At 53.4% G+C, this 15,757-nt stretch carries 14 protein-coding genes; 11 read left to right on the forward strand and 3 right to left on the reverse strand.

Annotated elements, in window-relative coordinates; genetic code table 11:
• The first annotated feature begins 290 nt into the window (after positions 1 to 290).
• Positions 291 to 494, forward strand: coding sequence for a KTSC domain-containing protein (locus tag V9K92_RS03530; protein WP_307276693.1), 204 nt, complete (start codon positions 291 to 293; stop codon positions 492 to 494).
• A 133-nt stretch (positions 495 to 627) separates the two neighbouring features.
• Here V9K92_RS03530 and V9K92_RS03535 read toward each other — a convergent pair whose 3' ends face one another.
• Positions 628 to 1,215, reverse strand: a complete 588-nt coding sequence (locus V9K92_RS03535; protein WP_307276696.1) for a TetR/AcrR family transcriptional regulator — start codon at positions 1,213 to 1,215, stop codon at positions 628 to 630.
• 98 nt (positions 1,216 to 1,313) lie between these two features.
• On the opposite strand from V9K92_RS03535, the gene V9K92_RS03540 reads away from it, so the two are divergent.
• Positions 1,314 to 2,429, forward strand: a complete 1,116-nt coding sequence (locus V9K92_RS03540; RefSeq protein ID WP_337353283.1) for an efflux RND transporter periplasmic adaptor subunit — start codon at positions 1,314 to 1,316, stop codon at positions 2,427 to 2,429.
• Positions 2,426 to 5,512, forward strand: coding sequence for an efflux RND transporter permease subunit (locus tag V9K92_RS03545; RefSeq protein ID WP_337353284.1), 3,087 nt, complete (start codon positions 2,426 to 2,428; stop codon positions 5,510 to 5,512). The genes V9K92_RS03540 and V9K92_RS03545 overlap by 4 nt, the downstream gene beginning before the upstream one ends.
• 392 nt (positions 5,513 to 5,904) lie before the next feature.
• On the opposite strand, the gene V9K92_RS03555 is transcribed toward V9K92_RS03545, so the two are convergent.
• Positions 5,905 to 6,441 carry an SIS domain-containing protein gene (locus V9K92_RS03555; RefSeq protein ID WP_337353285.1) on the reverse strand — a complete coding sequence of 179 codons (537 nt, stop codon included), beginning with the start codon at positions 6,439 to 6,441 and terminating at the stop codon, positions 5,905 to 5,907.
• A 34-nt stretch (positions 6,442 to 6,475) separates the two neighbouring features.
• Positions 6,476 to 7,249, reverse strand: coding sequence for a GntR family transcriptional regulator (locus V9K92_RS03560; RefSeq protein ID WP_337353286.1), 774 nt, complete (start codon positions 7,247 to 7,249; stop codon positions 6,476 to 6,478).
• Positions 7,250 to 7,398: 149 nt separating this feature from the next.
• Between V9K92_RS03560 and V9K92_RS03565 the strand changes: the two genes are divergently transcribed.
• From V9K92_RS03565 to V9K92_RS03600, 8 genes are all read left to right on the forward strand, one after another.
• Positions 7,399 to 8,784 carry a family 4 glycosyl hydrolase gene (locus V9K92_RS03565; protein WP_337353287.1) on the forward strand — a complete coding sequence of 462 codons (1,386 nt, stop codon included), beginning with the start codon at positions 7,399 to 7,401 and terminating at the stop codon, positions 8,782 to 8,784.
• Positions 8,781 to 9,707, forward strand: coding sequence for a carbohydrate kinase family protein (locus V9K92_RS03570; RefSeq protein ID WP_337353288.1), 927 nt, complete (start codon positions 8,781 to 8,783; stop codon positions 9,705 to 9,707). Before V9K92_RS03565 ends, V9K92_RS03570 begins: the two co-directional genes overlap by 4 nt.
• 35 nt (positions 9,708 to 9,742) lie before the next feature.
• Complete coding sequence (locus V9K92_RS03575; RefSeq protein WP_337353289.1) at positions 9,743 to 11,005, forward strand: ABC transporter substrate-binding protein; 1,263 nt, start codon at positions 9,743 to 9,745, stop codon at positions 11,003 to 11,005.
• A gap of 92 nt (positions 11,006 to 11,097) precedes the next feature.
• Entirely contained in the window at positions 11,098 to 12,201 is a 1,104-nt protein-coding gene (locus V9K92_RS03580) for an ABC transporter ATP-binding protein (RefSeq protein ID WP_337353290.1), read from the forward strand.
• Entirely contained in the window at positions 12,198 to 13,073 is an 876-nt protein-coding gene (locus tag V9K92_RS03585; protein WP_337353291.1) for a carbohydrate ABC transporter permease, read from the forward strand. Before V9K92_RS03580 ends, V9K92_RS03585 begins: the two co-directional genes overlap by 4 nt.
• Positions 13,074 to 13,076: 3 nt before the next feature.
• Positions 13,077 to 13,943, forward strand: coding sequence for a carbohydrate ABC transporter permease (locus V9K92_RS03590; protein WP_336441788.1), 867 nt, complete (start codon positions 13,077 to 13,079; stop codon positions 13,941 to 13,943).
• Positions 13,944 to 14,150: 207 nt separating this feature from the next.
• Complete coding sequence (locus V9K92_RS03595) at positions 14,151 to 15,032, forward strand: glycine betaine ABC transporter substrate-binding protein (protein ID WP_337353292.1); 882 nt, start codon at positions 14,151 to 14,153, stop codon at positions 15,030 to 15,032.
• Positions 15,033 to 15,138: 106 nt separating this feature from the next.
• Entirely contained in the window at positions 15,139 to 15,756 is a 618-nt protein-coding gene (locus V9K92_RS03600; protein WP_115055778.1) for an ABC transporter permease subunit, read from the forward strand.
• Position 15,757: the final 1 nt, after the last annotated feature.

Raw genomic sequence — 15,757 nt, forward strand, 5'->3', positions numbered from 1 at the left:
GTCGATCCTCGTCATCTTCAATCGGTCTCAGCAATTGTAGAATCGTTGAAGCTCCGTTGCCGAGACGCCCAACCAGTCGGACGTGAATGGCAGACTTTTTCCTGTGCCCCGCAACATCGGTTGCGCAATAGGCCGCAATTGTTGTGGCTTCAGCATGTGACAGCCGTCTTTGTTCCGTCGCTGCATCGCGACCGGCTTTACAGGCTCGGATGCGGGAACCATTTCCCTACCGACAGGTTATGGTTCGGGCCGTCAGAGAGCTCCGGTAGTGGAGGTTGGTGAGGGATAAAATGCCTTCTACGTTGATCCGAAATACCAGCTATGATGAAGCGGCACGGATATTGTCAATATGGTTTGTGACAAGCAGAAATCGGTACGACTATATGGATGTGCCGCCTGGAATATATGACGATTTTCGCCATGCCTTTTCCAAAGGACGTTTCTTCAACCAGCACATTCGCGACGTGTATCGCTATCGCATCTACCGATCTTGAATGATATTTCCGGCGAAACCACCTCGATCAATCCACTGGAGTGGTCAAGGGCTCCGAAAGCATTGATGAGCGATAGTGCTGTTTGCTGGTTTGAATCTTATCAATGGCGAGCTTAACAAGCCAGCGGCATCTGTCAGACGACATCTTCACGGTGCGCAATGCGCCTGACTTCCTCAGCCGCTGCATCAAGAATACCTTCTGCCAAACTCTTGTCCCCCATGATACGGGAAAGCGTGACGGCACCAACCATAAGCGAAAGTATTGTCATCGCCTTGGCGCTGGGGTTGGAGCTCTTGGCTTCGTTCATCAGTTCATCCAGCACCTCAAAGTGAGCCGCTACTCCCTCTTCAAATGGGTGTCTCACTTCGTCACTCTGGCGCACCGCATCAGATCCCAGCGCCACCAATGGGCAGCCATCTGCCATTTCCCCGCGATGCCCCATTGAAAGATAGAACGACATCACCGCCTCCAGGGGATCGGAGCTTGTCGCGGCAGCTGTCGACCATCTGCGCGTCGCACTTTCCATGGCGCGGCTGGATGCCAGAGCAGCAAGGTGTTCCTTGGACGAGAATTGCTTATAGAATCCACCTTGCGTCAGACCGGCGCCCTTCATCAGATCCTTCAAGCCGATTCCATCAAAGCCACGCTCTCGAAAGAGGCGGCTGGCAACGTTGATCACCGTTTCTCGGTTTTCCTCTGCCTGTGCGCGGCTCACTCTCATATTCGCCTCCGATTAGATTTCGTTTGACATCTATGGCATATTTAGATTTAGGTCGCAATCTAAATTGTACGGATCGCTCGCCAAACCGAGAATGTAAAATGAAACGCAAATATGTCCTGATATCTGTAGGTCTTCTGGGAACGGTGGCGGTCGCTGCTTTTATCTTAATGTCCGAAACCACTGAACGGAAAGCCGATGCCGCGGATCCGAGGACGGTTGCACCGCTCGTAAGGGTGACAGAGGCGAAGAAGACTGCATCGGCAGAGCGGTCGTTTACCGGCACAGTCGCGTCACGGGTGCAAAGCAATCTTGGTTTCCGGGTGCCGGGCAAGATCGTCCAGCGGATGGTTGATGTGGGTCAGCAGGTTCGGGCAGGTCAGGCTCTGATGCGCATAGATGAAACAGATCTCCAACTCGCCCTTACGGCCAAGCGCAATACGGTCATCGCGGCGCGGGCTGTCCTGATCCAAGTACAAGCAGATGAGAAACGCTATGCGGCGTTGGTGAAAAATGGACTGGCTGCCACCCCACAACGTTATGAACAAGCGAAAGCAGCGCTCGACACGGCCTCGGCGCAGCTTGCGGCCGCTGAAGCTGACGCCAGTGTCGCAGAAAATGCAGCCACCTATAGCGTTCTACTTGCAGATGCAGATGGCACTGTCGTCGAGACGCTTGGAGATCCAGGACAGGTCGTGGCCGCGGGCCAGACGGTCGTTCAACTCGCGCAGGCTGGCCCGCGTGAAGCCGTTGTCTGGCTACCTGAGACGCTGCGGCCCGACATAGGATCCCAAGCTGAGGCCAGTGTCTATGGAGCCGACGGTATCAGCGGAAAGGCGCGCTTGCGACAGATCTCCGATGCTGCCGATCCGCAGACCCGTACCTACGAGGCGCGTTACGTCCTCGATGGTGCCGCCGCCTCTGCCCCGCTCGGCTCGACGGTGACGATTAAAATCCTGGACGCGCACAGGCAGTTGGAGGTCGCTGTTCCGGTAGGCGCCATCCTGGACGACGGTAGCCGGACAGGTGTTTGGGTTGTCAGCGGTGCTACGTCCACTGTGACGTTTACACCAGTCGAAATTAAACGGATCAGTGAGGAGATAGCATTTATCACCGGTGTCAACATTGGCCAGAGGGTTGTCGCTCTTGGCGCGCATCTCCTGGAAAATGGCGCAGCCGTTAGAATTGCCCCGCAGCAAGAGGTGACAAAACAATGAGCTTCAACCTGTCAGCTCTTGCCGTTCGCGAACGTGCCATCACCTTATTCTTTATCGTTCTATTGGCTGCGGCGGGGGCGTACGCCTTTGTCAAGCTGGGACGCGCCGAGGATCCTTCCTTTACCATCAAGACCCTGACGGTCACTTCCGTCTGGCCGGGCGCGACGGCGCGCGAGATGCAGGATCTTGTCGCTGAACCACTGGAAAAGCGCATCCAGGAACTGACCTGGTATGACCGTGTCGAGACGACGACACGGCCTGGCTACGCCTTCCTCACCGTGACCTTGAAGGATAGCATGCCGCCGGCCGCCGTCGAAGAAGAGTTCTATCAGGCGCGCAAGAAGCTCAGCGACGAAGCCCGCAATCTGCCTCCGGGCGTGATGGGCCCGTTCGTCAATGATGAATATTCCGACGTGAGCTTCGGTCTTTATGCATTGAAGGCGAAGGGGATGCCTATGCGGGACCTCGTGCGACAGGCTGAGGTCATCCGTCAAGATCTCCTGCACGTTCCGGGCGTCAAGAAAATCAACATCATCGGGGAGCGCCCCGAACAGATATTCGTCGAATTTTCTTATGCCAAGCTCGCGACACTTGGAATATCGGCAACCGATATCGCCGCAGCTTTGCAAAGACAGAATACGGTCACGCCAGCTGGCTCCATCGACACGCGTGGGCCGCAGGTGTTCATCCGTTTCGACGGAGCCTATAACAGCGTGCAGGCGATTGCTGATACGCCGATCGTAGCGGCTGGGCGCACTCTAAAACTTTCCGACTTGGCGGATATTCGGCGCGGGTATGAGGATCCGGCGACCTACATCATCCGCCATGAGGGCGAGCCGACAATCATGCTGGGCGCCGTGATGCAACAGGGCTGGAATGGTCTTGATCTCGGCAAGGCGCTTGAAGCGCGATCCGCCGCGATTGCGCAGACACTGCCGCTGGGCATGACGCTTACCAAAGTCAGCGATCAGGCTGTCAATATCGAAGAGGCGGTTGGCGAATTCATGCTCAAGTTCGCAATGGCGCTTGGCGTCGTGCTGTTTGTGAGCCTGGTTGCCCTCGGCTGGCGCGTCGGCATCGTTGTCGCACTTGCCGTGCCGCTGACGCTCGCCGTCGTTTTTCTCATCATGCTGGAAACCGGCCGGTTCTTCGATCGTATCACGCTCGGCGCATTGATCCTTGCGCTGGGCCTCCTCGTGGACGACGCCATCATTGCCATTGAAGTGATGGTGGTGAAGATGGAGGAGGGCATGGACCGTATCAAGGCGGCCGCTTATGCCTGGAGCCATACGGCAGCGCCGATGCTTTCCGGCACACTCGTCACAATCATCGGGCTGATGCCAGTAGGCTTTGCAAGATCGACTGCAGGAGAATATGCCGGTAACATATTCTGGGTCGTGGGCTTTGCGCTGATCGTTTCATGGTTTGTAGCAGTGATCTTTACGCCCTATCTCGGCGTCAAGATGCTGCCCGACATCAAGCCTGTAGAAGGCGGACCGCACGCAATCTATGACACGCCAAACTACCGTCGCCTGCGCTCCCTCATCGAGTTTGCGGTTCGCCATAAATTCATGACCTGCGCCGTGGTCGGCATCACAATGGCTATCTCCGTCGTCGGGATGGGAGGCGTGAAACAGCAGTTCTTCCCGACATCGGATCGACCCGAAGTGCTGGTCGAAGTTCGTATGCCCGAGGGTACAAGCATCGAGACCACGACAGCCGCAGTGGAGAAAGTCGAAGGCTGGCTGCAAACGCAGCCGGAAACAAAAATCGTCACCAGCTATGTAGGGCAGGGAGCGCCGCGCTTCTTCTTTGCCATGGCGCCGGAATTGCCCGATCCTGCCTTCGCCAAGATCGTTGTGCTGACGCCCGATGCGCATGCGCGTGAGGATTTGAAGCATCGCTTGCGCCTCGCCATTTCCGAGGGACTTGTCCCAGAGGCATCTGTGCGCGTGACGCAACTTGTCTTTGGGCCCTACACGCCATTTCCGGTCGAGTTTCGGATCATGGGATCGGATCCGGATGAACTTTACAAAATCTCCCAGCAGGCTCTTGCTATCATGAAAAGTGTTCCAGATGTCCGCCAGGCCAATCGGGATTGGGGCAACCGCACGCCGGTGCTGCGGTTCGTTCCCGACCAGGATCGACTCAATCTGATCGGTCTCTCACCCTCCGAGGCAGCCCAGCAGATGCAGTTGCTGCTCAGCGGCATCCCTGTCACACAGGTGCGCGACAATATCCGCAACGTGCCGGTCGTAGCCCGAAGCGCAGGCGAGAACCGTCTTGATCCATCACGGCTTTCCGACTTTTCGCTGATGAGCAGGGATGGCCGTCAGGTCCCCCTTGATCAGATCGGCCGTTCTGAAATCCGGTTTGAGGAGCCGATCCTGAAACGACGCGACCGCACCCCTGTGATCACGATACGCTCAGACATCAACGAGGCCACACAACCCCCGGAGGTCTCCCAACAGGTCATGACGGCACTACAGCCGCTCATTGCATCGCTTCCCCTTGGGTACAGGATTGAGATGGGCGGCAATATAGAAGAATCCCTCAAGGCCAATGTCGCACTCGTCAAGATCTTTCCGGTTATGATTGCAGCCATGTTGATCGTCATCATTCTCCAGGTTCGCAGTTTGTCAACGATGACGATGGTCATGTTGACCGCACCCCTCGGACTTGCCGGGGTGGTCCCGACGCTGCTCGTCTTCAATCAGCCTTTCGGCTTCAACGCCATTCTCGGGTTGATAGGATTGGCAGGCATCCTCATGCGCAACACGTTGATCCTGACAGAACAAATCAAGGAAAATCAGGCAGCCGGTCTCAACGATTATAAAGCGGTCATTGAAGCGACAGTACAACGGACACGTCCGGTCATCCTCACTGCACTGGCTGCCATTCTCGCCTTCATACCCTTAACTCATTCTGTGTTCTGGGGATCGATGGCGTACACGTTGATTGGCGGAACGGCAGCGGGAACCGTGATGATCCTCCTCTTCCTTCCAGCTCTATACGCAGTATGGTTTCGGATAGAGCCAACGAAAGATAGCCGCCAGAGCTCGGCGTCGGTAGTTCCTGTATAATATCAGGATGGAATAAGGCTTTCGTATTCTGGCTTATCACTTAGTGAGGAGATTTATCGTTTTTTGGAACCACCTCGGTCTGTGGCATTTCGCTTTATTCAGCATGGTCACGGAGACAGAAGATTTCGATGGCCAATTCGAACACCACAACCAATCACGATAAAATTCGCAAGTGGGCAGAAGCGCGCAATGGCGGGCTCTCCATTGTCTGGACCCAGGGAAAGGGCGGAATTTTTCGAGATTTTTGATAATAGCAAATTGGCATTTCTTCATCCGGAAGAGACCGACGATGGCGCTCAGAGCCGGTTCAACAAATTTGTCAGCCGGGACTGACTGCAATTAATTATCTGCCGGACGTTAGGTGAATAATCCGTACCTTCTGAAGGGATGCTCTATTGCAGATTTGTATGGCGGTACTGCATGGCTTTATGCGCGTCCGGTATTCCAACTGTCATGCCCAATATTAGGCCATCGAGAATGATCAGGCTGCATTGTTCGAAAAGGCTTCCGCCAAACTGCGCAGTCACGTCTACAGGTACGTGCAATATGACATCAGCAATCTCAGCTAGTGGACTGCCCATTTTCCCCGTGAGTGCAACAACGGTTGCTCCCTCGGACTTGGCTATCCGGGCAAAACTCAAACCGACGGGTGTCTCGCCTGACGCCGATAGAATCAGAAGTCCGTCAGTTTTTCGGATTGAGGGCGCGGTTGCTTCACCCACAAAGTGAACCTTGCGCCCGATATGCATGAAGCGCATTGCAGCCATTTGCGCAGACAAACCGGAGCGACCTTGTCCGGCAAAGAACCAGCGGCGTTCGGAATTTGCGAAAACCTGTGCCAGGCGGTCAAAGGCGTTTGCGTCTATCTTCGATAAGGCTTCTGTTAATTCCTGACCAACAATCAGCCAGGGTCCTTGAGAAACAGTCATCGGCAATACCTTGGTAGAAGCGCGCGGTTGGGCATCAGCTGCGCCTGCGAGATTGCGTCAATGACAACGGGTAACGGACAGGGTGATATGCCATCGAACTGACATTCACCGGGCGATATTCGCTATCATAGGCAATTTGATCGAGAGTAAGCACAGCCGCAGGAAGATCAAGTTGCAGAAACCCGGCCTCTGATTCTGTCGCAAGCCGGGCACTCAGCGTTGATTGGCCACGGGCGGGAATGACACCATAGCGTTCTTTGAACTCGGCATAGAGCGACCTGTTTCCGGTGTTCCAGTCTATATCCAGAATGCCTGGTGTCAGTACCTCAGCAAACCAGTCGCGCTGAACGACAACCGGCAAATCATCAAGGAAGCGCAGCCGCTCGATGAAAACAACATTTGAACCTGAAGGAAGCCCAAGCGGACGCGTAATATCTGCGTCGGCTCGAATAATGTCTGCGGCGAGCAATTTCATGCCAGGCTTACGATTATTAGCCTCGGCCGTTTCGGTGAAGCTCCGTACGATCTCAATTTCATAAGTCGGTCGGGGCTCGGTGACGTAAATACCCTTGCCTGCGCGAGTTTGCAGAAAGCCGAGGTTCTCGAGATCCTTGACTGCTTGCCGAACGGTAATCCTGCTCACTCCGTACAATGCCACAAGTTCGCGCTCGGACGGCAGTTTGTCGTTGACCGAGAGTTTTCCGCTGTCGATCATATTTTTGAGGACAGTCCGTAGTTGGACGTAGAGTGGGTCGGGGTGGTTTCGATCGACCGGATTTATTCGGCCACTCCGGTGTGTTTCACTCATCTCGAATCTTCACCTGCTTTTTGGTGTCTGAGCTATCTGGCAGATTGCTACGCCTGTTGTCGAGGTATTGAATACAAGATGTTTCGACTGTGTTGACATAACTGGTTATGACCAGTAGCAATAGCACAGCATGAGCATTGGAGCAATTCATGAAGTTGACTTTGGTTGGCGGCGGCGGAGTGAGAGCGCCATTGTTTGTTGGGTCGGCGCTTCGCCGGGCAGAACAGAGCGGGCTGAAGGAAATTTGCCTGCTGGATATCAACGAGAAGAAGCTCGAACTGTTCGGGCGTATCAGTCAGGAATTGGGTCGTCGGAACCAATCCCCCGTGAAAATCTCCCTGACCACCAGTGCTGAAAAAGCGCTGGAGGGTGCAGATTATGTTGTTACGACCGTTCGCCCTGGCGACGAAGAAGGCCGGATCAAGGATGAGCGGATTGCCCTCTCACACGGCGTACTGGGACAGGAAACAACCGGGCCAGGCGGATTCGCCATGGCTCTGCGCAGCATTCCGGTAATTTTGGAATATGCGAGGCTTTTAAAGAAAGTCAGTCCGGATGCCTGGCTCTTTAATTTCACAAATCCGGCTGGTCTTGTTGCGCAAGCACTTCAGGATGAAGGCTTTCATCGCACGGTCGGCATTTGTGATGGCGCCAACGGCGCGCAGGAAGCCTTGGCGAAGTGGTTCAAGGTTCCACAAAACGATGTGCACGCAGAAGTGGCAGGCCTCAATCATCTCTCGTTTACGCGAAGCGCAACCATTAACGGGCAAGAGGTTCTGCAGGCCTTGCTGGATGACGAGCGGTTTTTAAAGGCGACGTCGCAGCGGATGTTTGATCCAAAGATTATCCGCCGGCAGCGAAACTGGATCAATGAATATCTCTACTACTATTACTACGCCGAAAAAGCCGTGGCGGCGTTGAAATCCGATGTCCGTACCCGCGGCGAGGAAGTCAAAGACCTTAACCGGACGTTGATCGAGACGCTTGGCTCAATCGACCTTGAGAAGAATGCGCTGGAGGCACTGAACCGCTATTACGCCTATGAGCGCCGTCGTAGCTCAACCTATATGCATTATGCGCTCGAAGATGCTCCAACCATGGAAGAAGCTGATAGCCTGATCGATACCGGCAGCCATGAGGGCAATTCGGAAGAAGGCGAGGGTTACGCTGGAGTTGCGCTTAATCTTGTGGATGCGCTGCAAACAGGAAAGCCTTGCTACAGCGGCCTCAACGTCCGCAATGAGGGATCAATAGACGGTCTGCGCTCCGACGATGTTGTCGAAGTAAGCTGCGTCGTTGACAAGGAGGGAATTCGCCCTTTGCATATCGGCAAGATGCCGGATTCACAATTTCAGCTTGTTCAAAGCGTCAAGCACTATGAACGTCTGGCTGTAAAGGCAATTCGCGAGCGAAGCCGCGATGTTGCCGTTGAAGCTTTGATGGCCCATCCGCTTGTGCTGTCCTATTCGCGTGCAGTTCCATTGGTCGACGAATACCTTGCCGCTCATGCGCCATATGCAGGAGTATGGAAATGACGAAAACCACACGATCAAGCTACGAAGTGATGGTCGTTGGCGAATATTATTTCGATCTTGTTTTCCGTGGCCTGCCGGATATCCCTCGAATGGGTGCGGATCTTTGGGCTCAGGAATTTGATTGGGTGCCGGGTGCAGCATTTTCAACAGCCTTGGCACTGACGCGTCTTGGGACAAATGCCGGATGGTGGTGTGCTTTCGGTAATGACATCTTCAGTCGTATGATCATGGAAGAGGCTCGAAAAGAGAGTATTGACGATGGCTTATTTATCCAACTGGACAAGCCTTGGCGGCGGCTGAGTTCGGCTTTTTCGTTTACCGATGATCGCGGATTCATCAGTTACAGCGAAGACCGTGATCCCAGCCCGACACCGGCTGATCTTGAACGAATCCGGCCAAACGTACTTCTGCTGCAGGGCTTCTCGCTTGATAATGAGCGCAAGGCACTTATCAATGCGGCTCGTAATCTCGGCATAAGAATCTGTTCGGACTGCCAGCACATAGATATGGATTTGTCGGAGCCTGGCCTGACTGACGCTTTGCGACAGATCGATGTGTTCCTGCCCAACGAAACAGAAGCCAAGGCGCTGACCGGCGAAACCGACGTCGAAATCGCGCTCGGCGTTCTTACCCGATACTGCAGCACCGTCGTGATCAAGCGTGGAGCGGAAGGTGTTATCGCCAGCGATAATGGTCGTGTCTACCGACTTCCTGCTTTGTCGGTCGATGTTTTCGACACGACTGGAGCCGGGGACTCTTTCAACGCAGGGTTTGTTCACGGTCTGCTGCACGAGCCGGACTTTATCTCGGCGCTGGAAGTGGCGGTGATTTGCGGCTCTCTAGCAGTAACCGGATATGGTGGCAGGAACCTGCCTTATCTTTCCGATCTTGGCCGATACCGGCGGCGCAGCGCCACCGGCTGATGACTCCAATCAATCAAGAAAAATAGGGAACGATCATGGGATACAAACATAAACTGCTTGCAAGCCTCGCTTTTATGACAGTTGCGGTGGCGCTGCCAGCTAAGGCAGAAACAATATCGATGTTCTGCTCGGCCACGGATTATGAGCTTTGCGAAGAAGGGGCTCAAAAATGGGCAAAATCCTCGGGTAATGAGGTCAAGATCAATCGCACACCGCAAAATCTCGATGACGCCATTCCTATCTATCAGCAATTATTCGCTTCCAAATCGTCTGATGTCGATCTGCTCTATGTGGATGTGATTTGGTTGGGCATGATGAAGGATCACTTCTCGGACCTTGTCTCGCTTGTTCCCGAGGCAGAGGTAAAGGCCCATTTTGCATCGGCGACAGATGCGGCCCGTATCGACAACAAGCTTGTCGCAATGCCCTTCTACATTGATACCGGACTGATGTTCTATCGAAAGGATCTGCTGGAAAAATATGGCAAGCAGGCACCGAAGACTTGGGATGAGCTAACAGCAACCGCCAAGGAAATTCAGGACAGTGAGCGCAAGGCTGGCAATGCCGATATGTGGGGTTACGCCTGGCAGGGCCGCAGCTATGAGGGGCTTACCTGTGACGCCGTCGAATGGATCGCTGCAGGCGGTGGCGGTACCATTCTTTCCGACAAAGGAGAGGTGACAATCAACAATCCAGCAACCGTTGCCGCACTCACTCGGGCTCGGGGCTGGATTGATACGATCTCCCCAAAGGGTGTCTTGAACTATGATGAAGAGAGCTCCCGCGCGCTTTTCGAAAGTGGCAATGCCGTCTTCCACCGCAATTGGCCTTATGTCTGGGGGACATCTCAGGCGCAGGGCGGCAAGCTGGTTGATAAGGTTGGCGTCTCAGCATTGCCAATCGGTGCAAATGGGCAAAAATCAAGCGGTGCTCTTGGTACAGCCTATCTGGCCGTGTCGAAATATTCGGCCAAGCAAGAAAAAGCTGCAGAACTCTTGAGGTATATGGTCGGTCTTGAGGACCAGAAAATGCGAGCAATAAAGGGCGGATACAACCCTACGGTTGAAGCACTCTACACCGACGCTGACGTCCTCGCGAAAATACCGTTCCTGCCCATGGCGAAAGCGGCTTTCGAAGAATCCGTTGCTCGGCCATCTGCGGCGACCGGGAAGAATTATAATCGGGTTTCGCGCACCTTCTATCGCGCGGTCCATGACATAATCTCCGGGACCGGCGATGTGGCAGAGGAAGTTGTGCAGCTTGAAAAGAAGCTGAAGCGCGACGTAAAAGCCAACTGAAGCACAACCGCCTGCGGATAACGCCCGCAGGCGGCTTCTCCTTCACCAAAGCTCACGCATTGCAAGTCACAGGTTAAGGCAAGGGCAACGTAATGGCCTCCGTCACACTGAAAGAAGTCAGCAAGAGCTTTGGAGCTTTTGATGTGCTCCGGTCGATCGACCTCGACATTGAAGATGGAGAATTCGTGGTCTTCGTGGGGCCATCAGGCTGCGGCAAATCAACTTTGCTGCGTGTCATTGCCGGGTTGGTTCCTGTCTCACAAGGGACTGTCTCTATCGATGGAGAAGAAGTTACGGACGTACCGGCGTCAAAACGCGGCGTTGCGTTCGTTTTTCAGTCCTATGCCCTCTATCCTCACATGAATGTGGCCCGTAACATCAGTTTCGCCCTGGAAACAGCGCGAATGACCAAGGTCGAGATTGGTCGGCGGTTGGCCAAGGTCGCCGATATGTTGAAAATCGACCATCTGCTCGACCGTAAGCCAAAGCAGCTTTCGGGCGGGCAGCGCCAGCGCGTTGCGATAGGGCGGGCTCTGGTCAGTCAGCCGAAACTATTCCTCTTTGATGAGCCCCTTTCCAATCTTGATGCTGACTTGCGAATGGAGATGCGTTTCGAAATCGCCAAGTTGCATGCCGAAGTCAGTGCCACGATGATTTATGTTACACATGATCAGACTGAGGCCATGACGCTCGCCGATCGGATCGTCATCCTCAATCATGGGCGCATTGAACAGGTAGGAACGCCCCGTCAGCTCTATGATCATCCGGCAAACAAGTTCGTTGCAGGTTTCCTTGGTAGCCCTCGCATGAACTTTGCGTCTGTCAAAAGTGAAACGCAGGGCGTGATCACCGGCCCTGACGGCTTCGAGCTGAAACTGGATCTGTTAGATGCAAAAAAACCAGTGACACTAGGACTTCGCCCCGAATCATTGGAAATAATCTCCGCAGACGCAGGCCTTTGCATAAAGGGTGTCTTTGAACGTGTCGAAGACCTTGGTTATGAGCAGATCGCTTATATCCGCTTGAGCGATGACACGATCTGGACCGTACGCTCCGGAGGGGCAATTCCGGTATATGCTTCAGGGTCGAAGGTTGGCTTGAGATGGAACCCCGAGGATATCTATCTTTTCGATGATAAAGACCGGTGTCTCGACGTTGGCCTAGTTCTGAAGCCAGCAGTTGGAATAAGCCAATGAAAAACAGGGAAACAACCACAGCCTGGTTTTTTCTCCTGCCACTTCTGTTGGTACTTACAGCTGTTGCCGCATGGCCGCTGGCACGGAACATGTATTTCTCTTTCACCGATGCCTTTCTCGATAATCCTGCAGATTATAGCTTTGTCGGCTTTCAGAACTTTATTACCGTTTGGGAAGACTCCATTTTCTGGGGTGCCGTACGCAATACGCTTGTTTTCACTTTTGTCTCCGTGGCGTTGGAGACCCTGCTTGGTTTTGCGATCGCCTTGCTGTTGCATCGCGCCTTCGTCGGGCGCGGGCTGGTGCGGGCCGCTATATTGGTTCCATGGGCCATGCCGATGGTCGTATCCGCGAAGATTTGGGAGTGGATGTTCAATGATCAATTTGGCCTTGTCAACAAGGGCTTGATCTGGCTAGGCTTCCTTGAAAAGGGCGTCGCATGGACAGCTGATCCGTCCCTTATCCTCGGCACGGTTATCTTCATCGACGTATGGGTTACGACGCCCTTCATGGTTCTGCTTATTCTTGCTGGTTTACAGTTGATACCGGAAGAAATCTACGAGGCGGCTGAGGTTTCCGGAGTGCCTGCATGGAAGCGTCTGTGGTCGATCACCTTGCCGTTGGCGACACCCGCCATTGGAGTAGCCGTTCTTTTCCGGACACTCGATGCGCTGCGGATGTTTGATCTGAGTTATGTCCTTGCCGCCAACAATGAGAAGGCGATGACAATGTCAATCTATGCGCGGGATCAACTGATCAGCTTTCAGGACCTGGGTGTAGGTTCCGCCGCTTCAACTTGGGTGTTTCTTATAATAGGGCTGATTGCGATCGCTATGGTGAGCATTCTCAGACTCGACCGGAATACGGGTTGACCGATGACGGAAGGTTTAAGACATTATTCCAACAGCACCTATCGAAAATTACGCATTGCCAAACGTGCCGGGCTTTATGCGGGTGTGGCGCTGGTGCTCGTTTACATGTTATTCCCTTATTATTGGGCTATTATTTCCTCTACAAAATCGCGCGAAGATCTTTATTCTTTCAGTTTGCTGCCCTCGCTGGATTTCAGTAACTACATCACCCTTTATCACAACCCGATCTTTATTGGTGCAATCGTCAACTCAGCTTTTGTCGCCTTTACCAGCAGCGTGATCTCTCTAGCCATCAGTATCCTGGCGGCATATGCATTGGGGCGGATGAGTTTTCGGTTTTCCCGTATCATTCTGATCTGCGTGCTGATGATTTCAGTTTTCCCGCAGGTTGTTGTCTTGTCCGGAATGTTCGAGGTTATCGGATGGCTCGGTCTTTACAATCGACCGACGGCACTTGTCTTCTCCTATCTCTTGTTGGTGTTGCCATTTACGACGTGGGTTCTGACAAGTTTCATTCGAGATCTGCCGCAAGAACTTGAGGAGGCTGCGCTAATTGACGGATGCTCCCGTCTGAGGATACTCACCCATGTCCTCCTACCACTTATGGGGCCGGCCATTGCCAGCACAGGCTTGCTTGCCTTTATTCTTTCGTGGAATGAGTTTCTGTTTGCCTTGACGTTCATTCTCACCGATGAGAACCGCACGGTCCCTGTCGCTATGGGTCTGCTTACCGGTAGCAGCCGTTACGAATATCCGTTCGGTCAGATAATGGCGGCTTCTGTAACGGTTACGCTTCCGCTTCTCATTCTGGTTCTGATTTTCCAACGCAAAATTGTATCGGGTCTGACCGCCGGCGCAGTGAAGGGTTAACGCGAGATCGGCAGGTCGATCCTGTTGCCGCAACATGACAGCAATGGTCTGAACGACGGTTGCAATCCACTAGTAAATAATTTCTACTTATAGGGGCGAAAATGGGAAACCATTCTACGAAACTAGTCGATAAGATTGATAGCATGAAAAATAATCAGTTAAACCAGTAAGATACGTCGAGATCTTACGAAGCTCTTGGGAAAAATCATGATCTTGAAAAGCATCGCTGCGCTTGGTCTGGGCGCTCTTATAACGCTCGCTGGAGCGACTTCTGGTTTTGCCCAAACGGTTAAGATTGGCAGCAAAAATTTCACGGAACAATTCGTCGTTGCCGAAATCTACGCGCAGGCTTTGGAAAAGGCGGGGCTCACGGTGGAGCGCAGGTTGAACCTCGGCGCTACGTTGATTGCTCATTCAGCGCTGACCAGCGGTGAAATCGATCTATATCCGGAATATACCGGCACGGCTCTGGCTTCAGTTGTTAAAGGGGATTTGTCGGGGACCGCCGATAAAATCTACAAGGAAGTCAAAGACTACTACGAGAAAAACCTGCAGCTGACGCTTCTCGATCCCACGCAGATCAACAATGGCTATGCGATTATCACGCTTCCTGAAACTGCCGAGAAATACAAGCTCAAGACGCTGACTGATCTCGGTCCGGCGTCCAAAGATTTGTCATTCGGCGCAGAGGGTGGTTTCGGCGAGCGCAAGGATGGATTGCCAGGCCTGAAGCAAACTTACGGCATTCAGTTCAAGGACTTCCGCATCTTCGCCAAGCTCGGTATCCGCTACAGCGCACTTACGAGCGGTGATATCGATGTTTCCTATGGATTCAGCACCGACTGGCAGATCGCCGACAGCAAGCTTGTCGTGCTCGATGACGACAAACATCTTTTCCCTCCCTACTATCTGGTGCCGGTCGTTCGGCAGGATACTTTGGCCAAGAATCCAAAGATTGCTGAAGTGCTGAACAAGATCAGCCCGCTCCTTAACAATGAAAACATGCGCGCACTGAACGCAGCGGTAGAGCGTGACAAAAAGGAACCGAAGGAAGTAGCAGCCGAATTCCTGAAGGAAAAAGGTATCTGATTGGCCTAAAAGGAACCAAAAGCTGCAGCGACCATGCGATAGGAACCAGCGGAGATGATTGCATCTCCGCTGGTTCATTGCAGAACCGGCAATACAGGAAACACCTTTGAATTGGGCTCCTAAAAACATTCCTGAAATACTGACCGCAACCTGGCAGCATCTGTTCCTGTCCGTTTCTGCGGTTCTCATCGGACTGATAATCGCGCTGGTACTCGGCGTCATCTGCGCGCGCCGGCAAAAACTTTATGCGGTCGTGCTGACGATTACCGGTATTATCTTTGTCATTCCGAGCCTTGCCCTGTTTGCCTTGCTCATACCGTGGTTGGGGCTTGGCACAAAACCGGCACTGGTCGGTCTATCATCTTATTGTTTGCTCATCCTGTTGCGCAATGTCGTGACGGGCTTACGTGGTGTTCCCGCCGACGTACTGGATGCCGCAGATGGTATGGGATACAGCGCGTGGCAGCGGTTGGTTCAGATCGAGTTGCCCCTTGCAATGCCGCTTATAATTTCCGGCATTCGTATTGCGCTTGTAACAGTGATAGGAATCGCGACTGTTGCCGCATTCATTGATGGCGGAGGTCTCGGCACTATCATTCTCACGGGAATAGATCAGGAATACACCGAGAAAATTCTCGTTGGTGGCATACTGACCGCTCTGATGGCTACGTTTTTCGATGTAGTCCTCAGCCAGGCCGAAAAACTGATGGCAAGAGGGCGGTGAC

The organism is Phyllobacterium sp. CCNWLW109 (assembly GCF_037203905.1).
GTDB lineage: Bacteria > Pseudomonadota > Alphaproteobacteria > Rhizobiales > Rhizobiaceae > Phyllobacterium > Phyllobacterium ifriqiyense.

Excerpts from the sequence above, each read along its gene's own strand:
- V9K92_RS03530 (WP_307276693.1), top strand. The coding sequence starts at position 291 with ATGCCTTCTACGTTGATCCGAAATACCAGCTATGATGAAGCGGCACGG.
- V9K92_RS03535 (WP_307276696.1), bottom strand. The coding sequence starts at position 1,215 with ATGAGAGTGAGCCGCGCACAGGCAGAGGAAAACCGAGAAACGGTGATC.
- V9K92_RS03540 (WP_337353283.1), top strand. The coding sequence starts at position 1,314 with ATGAAACGCAAATATGTCCTGATATCTGTAGGTCTTCTGGGAACGGTG.
- V9K92_RS03545 (WP_337353284.1), top strand. The coding sequence starts at position 2,426 with ATGAGCTTCAACCTGTCAGCTCTTGCCGTTCGCGAACGTGCCATCACC.
- V9K92_RS03555 (WP_337353285.1), bottom strand. The coding sequence starts at position 6,441 with ATGACTGTTTCTCAAGGACCCTGGCTGATTGTTGGTCAGGAATTAACA.
- V9K92_RS03560 (WP_337353286.1), bottom strand. The coding sequence starts at position 7,249 with ATGAGTGAAACACACCGGAGTGGCCGAATAAATCCGGTCGATCGAAAC.
- V9K92_RS03565 (WP_337353287.1), top strand. The coding sequence starts at position 7,399 with ATGAAGTTGACTTTGGTTGGCGGCGGCGGAGTGAGAGCGCCATTGTTT.
- V9K92_RS03570 (WP_337353288.1), top strand. The coding sequence starts at position 8,781 with ATGACGAAAACCACACGATCAAGCTACGAAGTGATGGTCGTTGGCGAA.
- V9K92_RS03575 (WP_337353289.1), top strand. The coding sequence starts at position 9,743 with ATGGGATACAAACATAAACTGCTTGCAAGCCTCGCTTTTATGACAGTT.
- V9K92_RS03580 (WP_337353290.1), top strand. The coding sequence starts at position 11,098 with ATGGCCTCCGTCACACTGAAAGAAGTCAGCAAGAGCTTTGGAGCTTTT.
- V9K92_RS03585 (WP_337353291.1), top strand. The coding sequence starts at position 12,198 with ATGAAAAACAGGGAAACAACCACAGCCTGGTTTTTTCTCCTGCCACTT.
- V9K92_RS03590 (WP_336441788.1), top strand. The coding sequence starts at position 13,077 with ATGACGGAAGGTTTAAGACATTATTCCAACAGCACCTATCGAAAATTA.
- V9K92_RS03595 (WP_337353292.1), top strand. The coding sequence starts at position 14,151 with ATGATCTTGAAAAGCATCGCTGCGCTTGGTCTGGGCGCTCTTATAACG.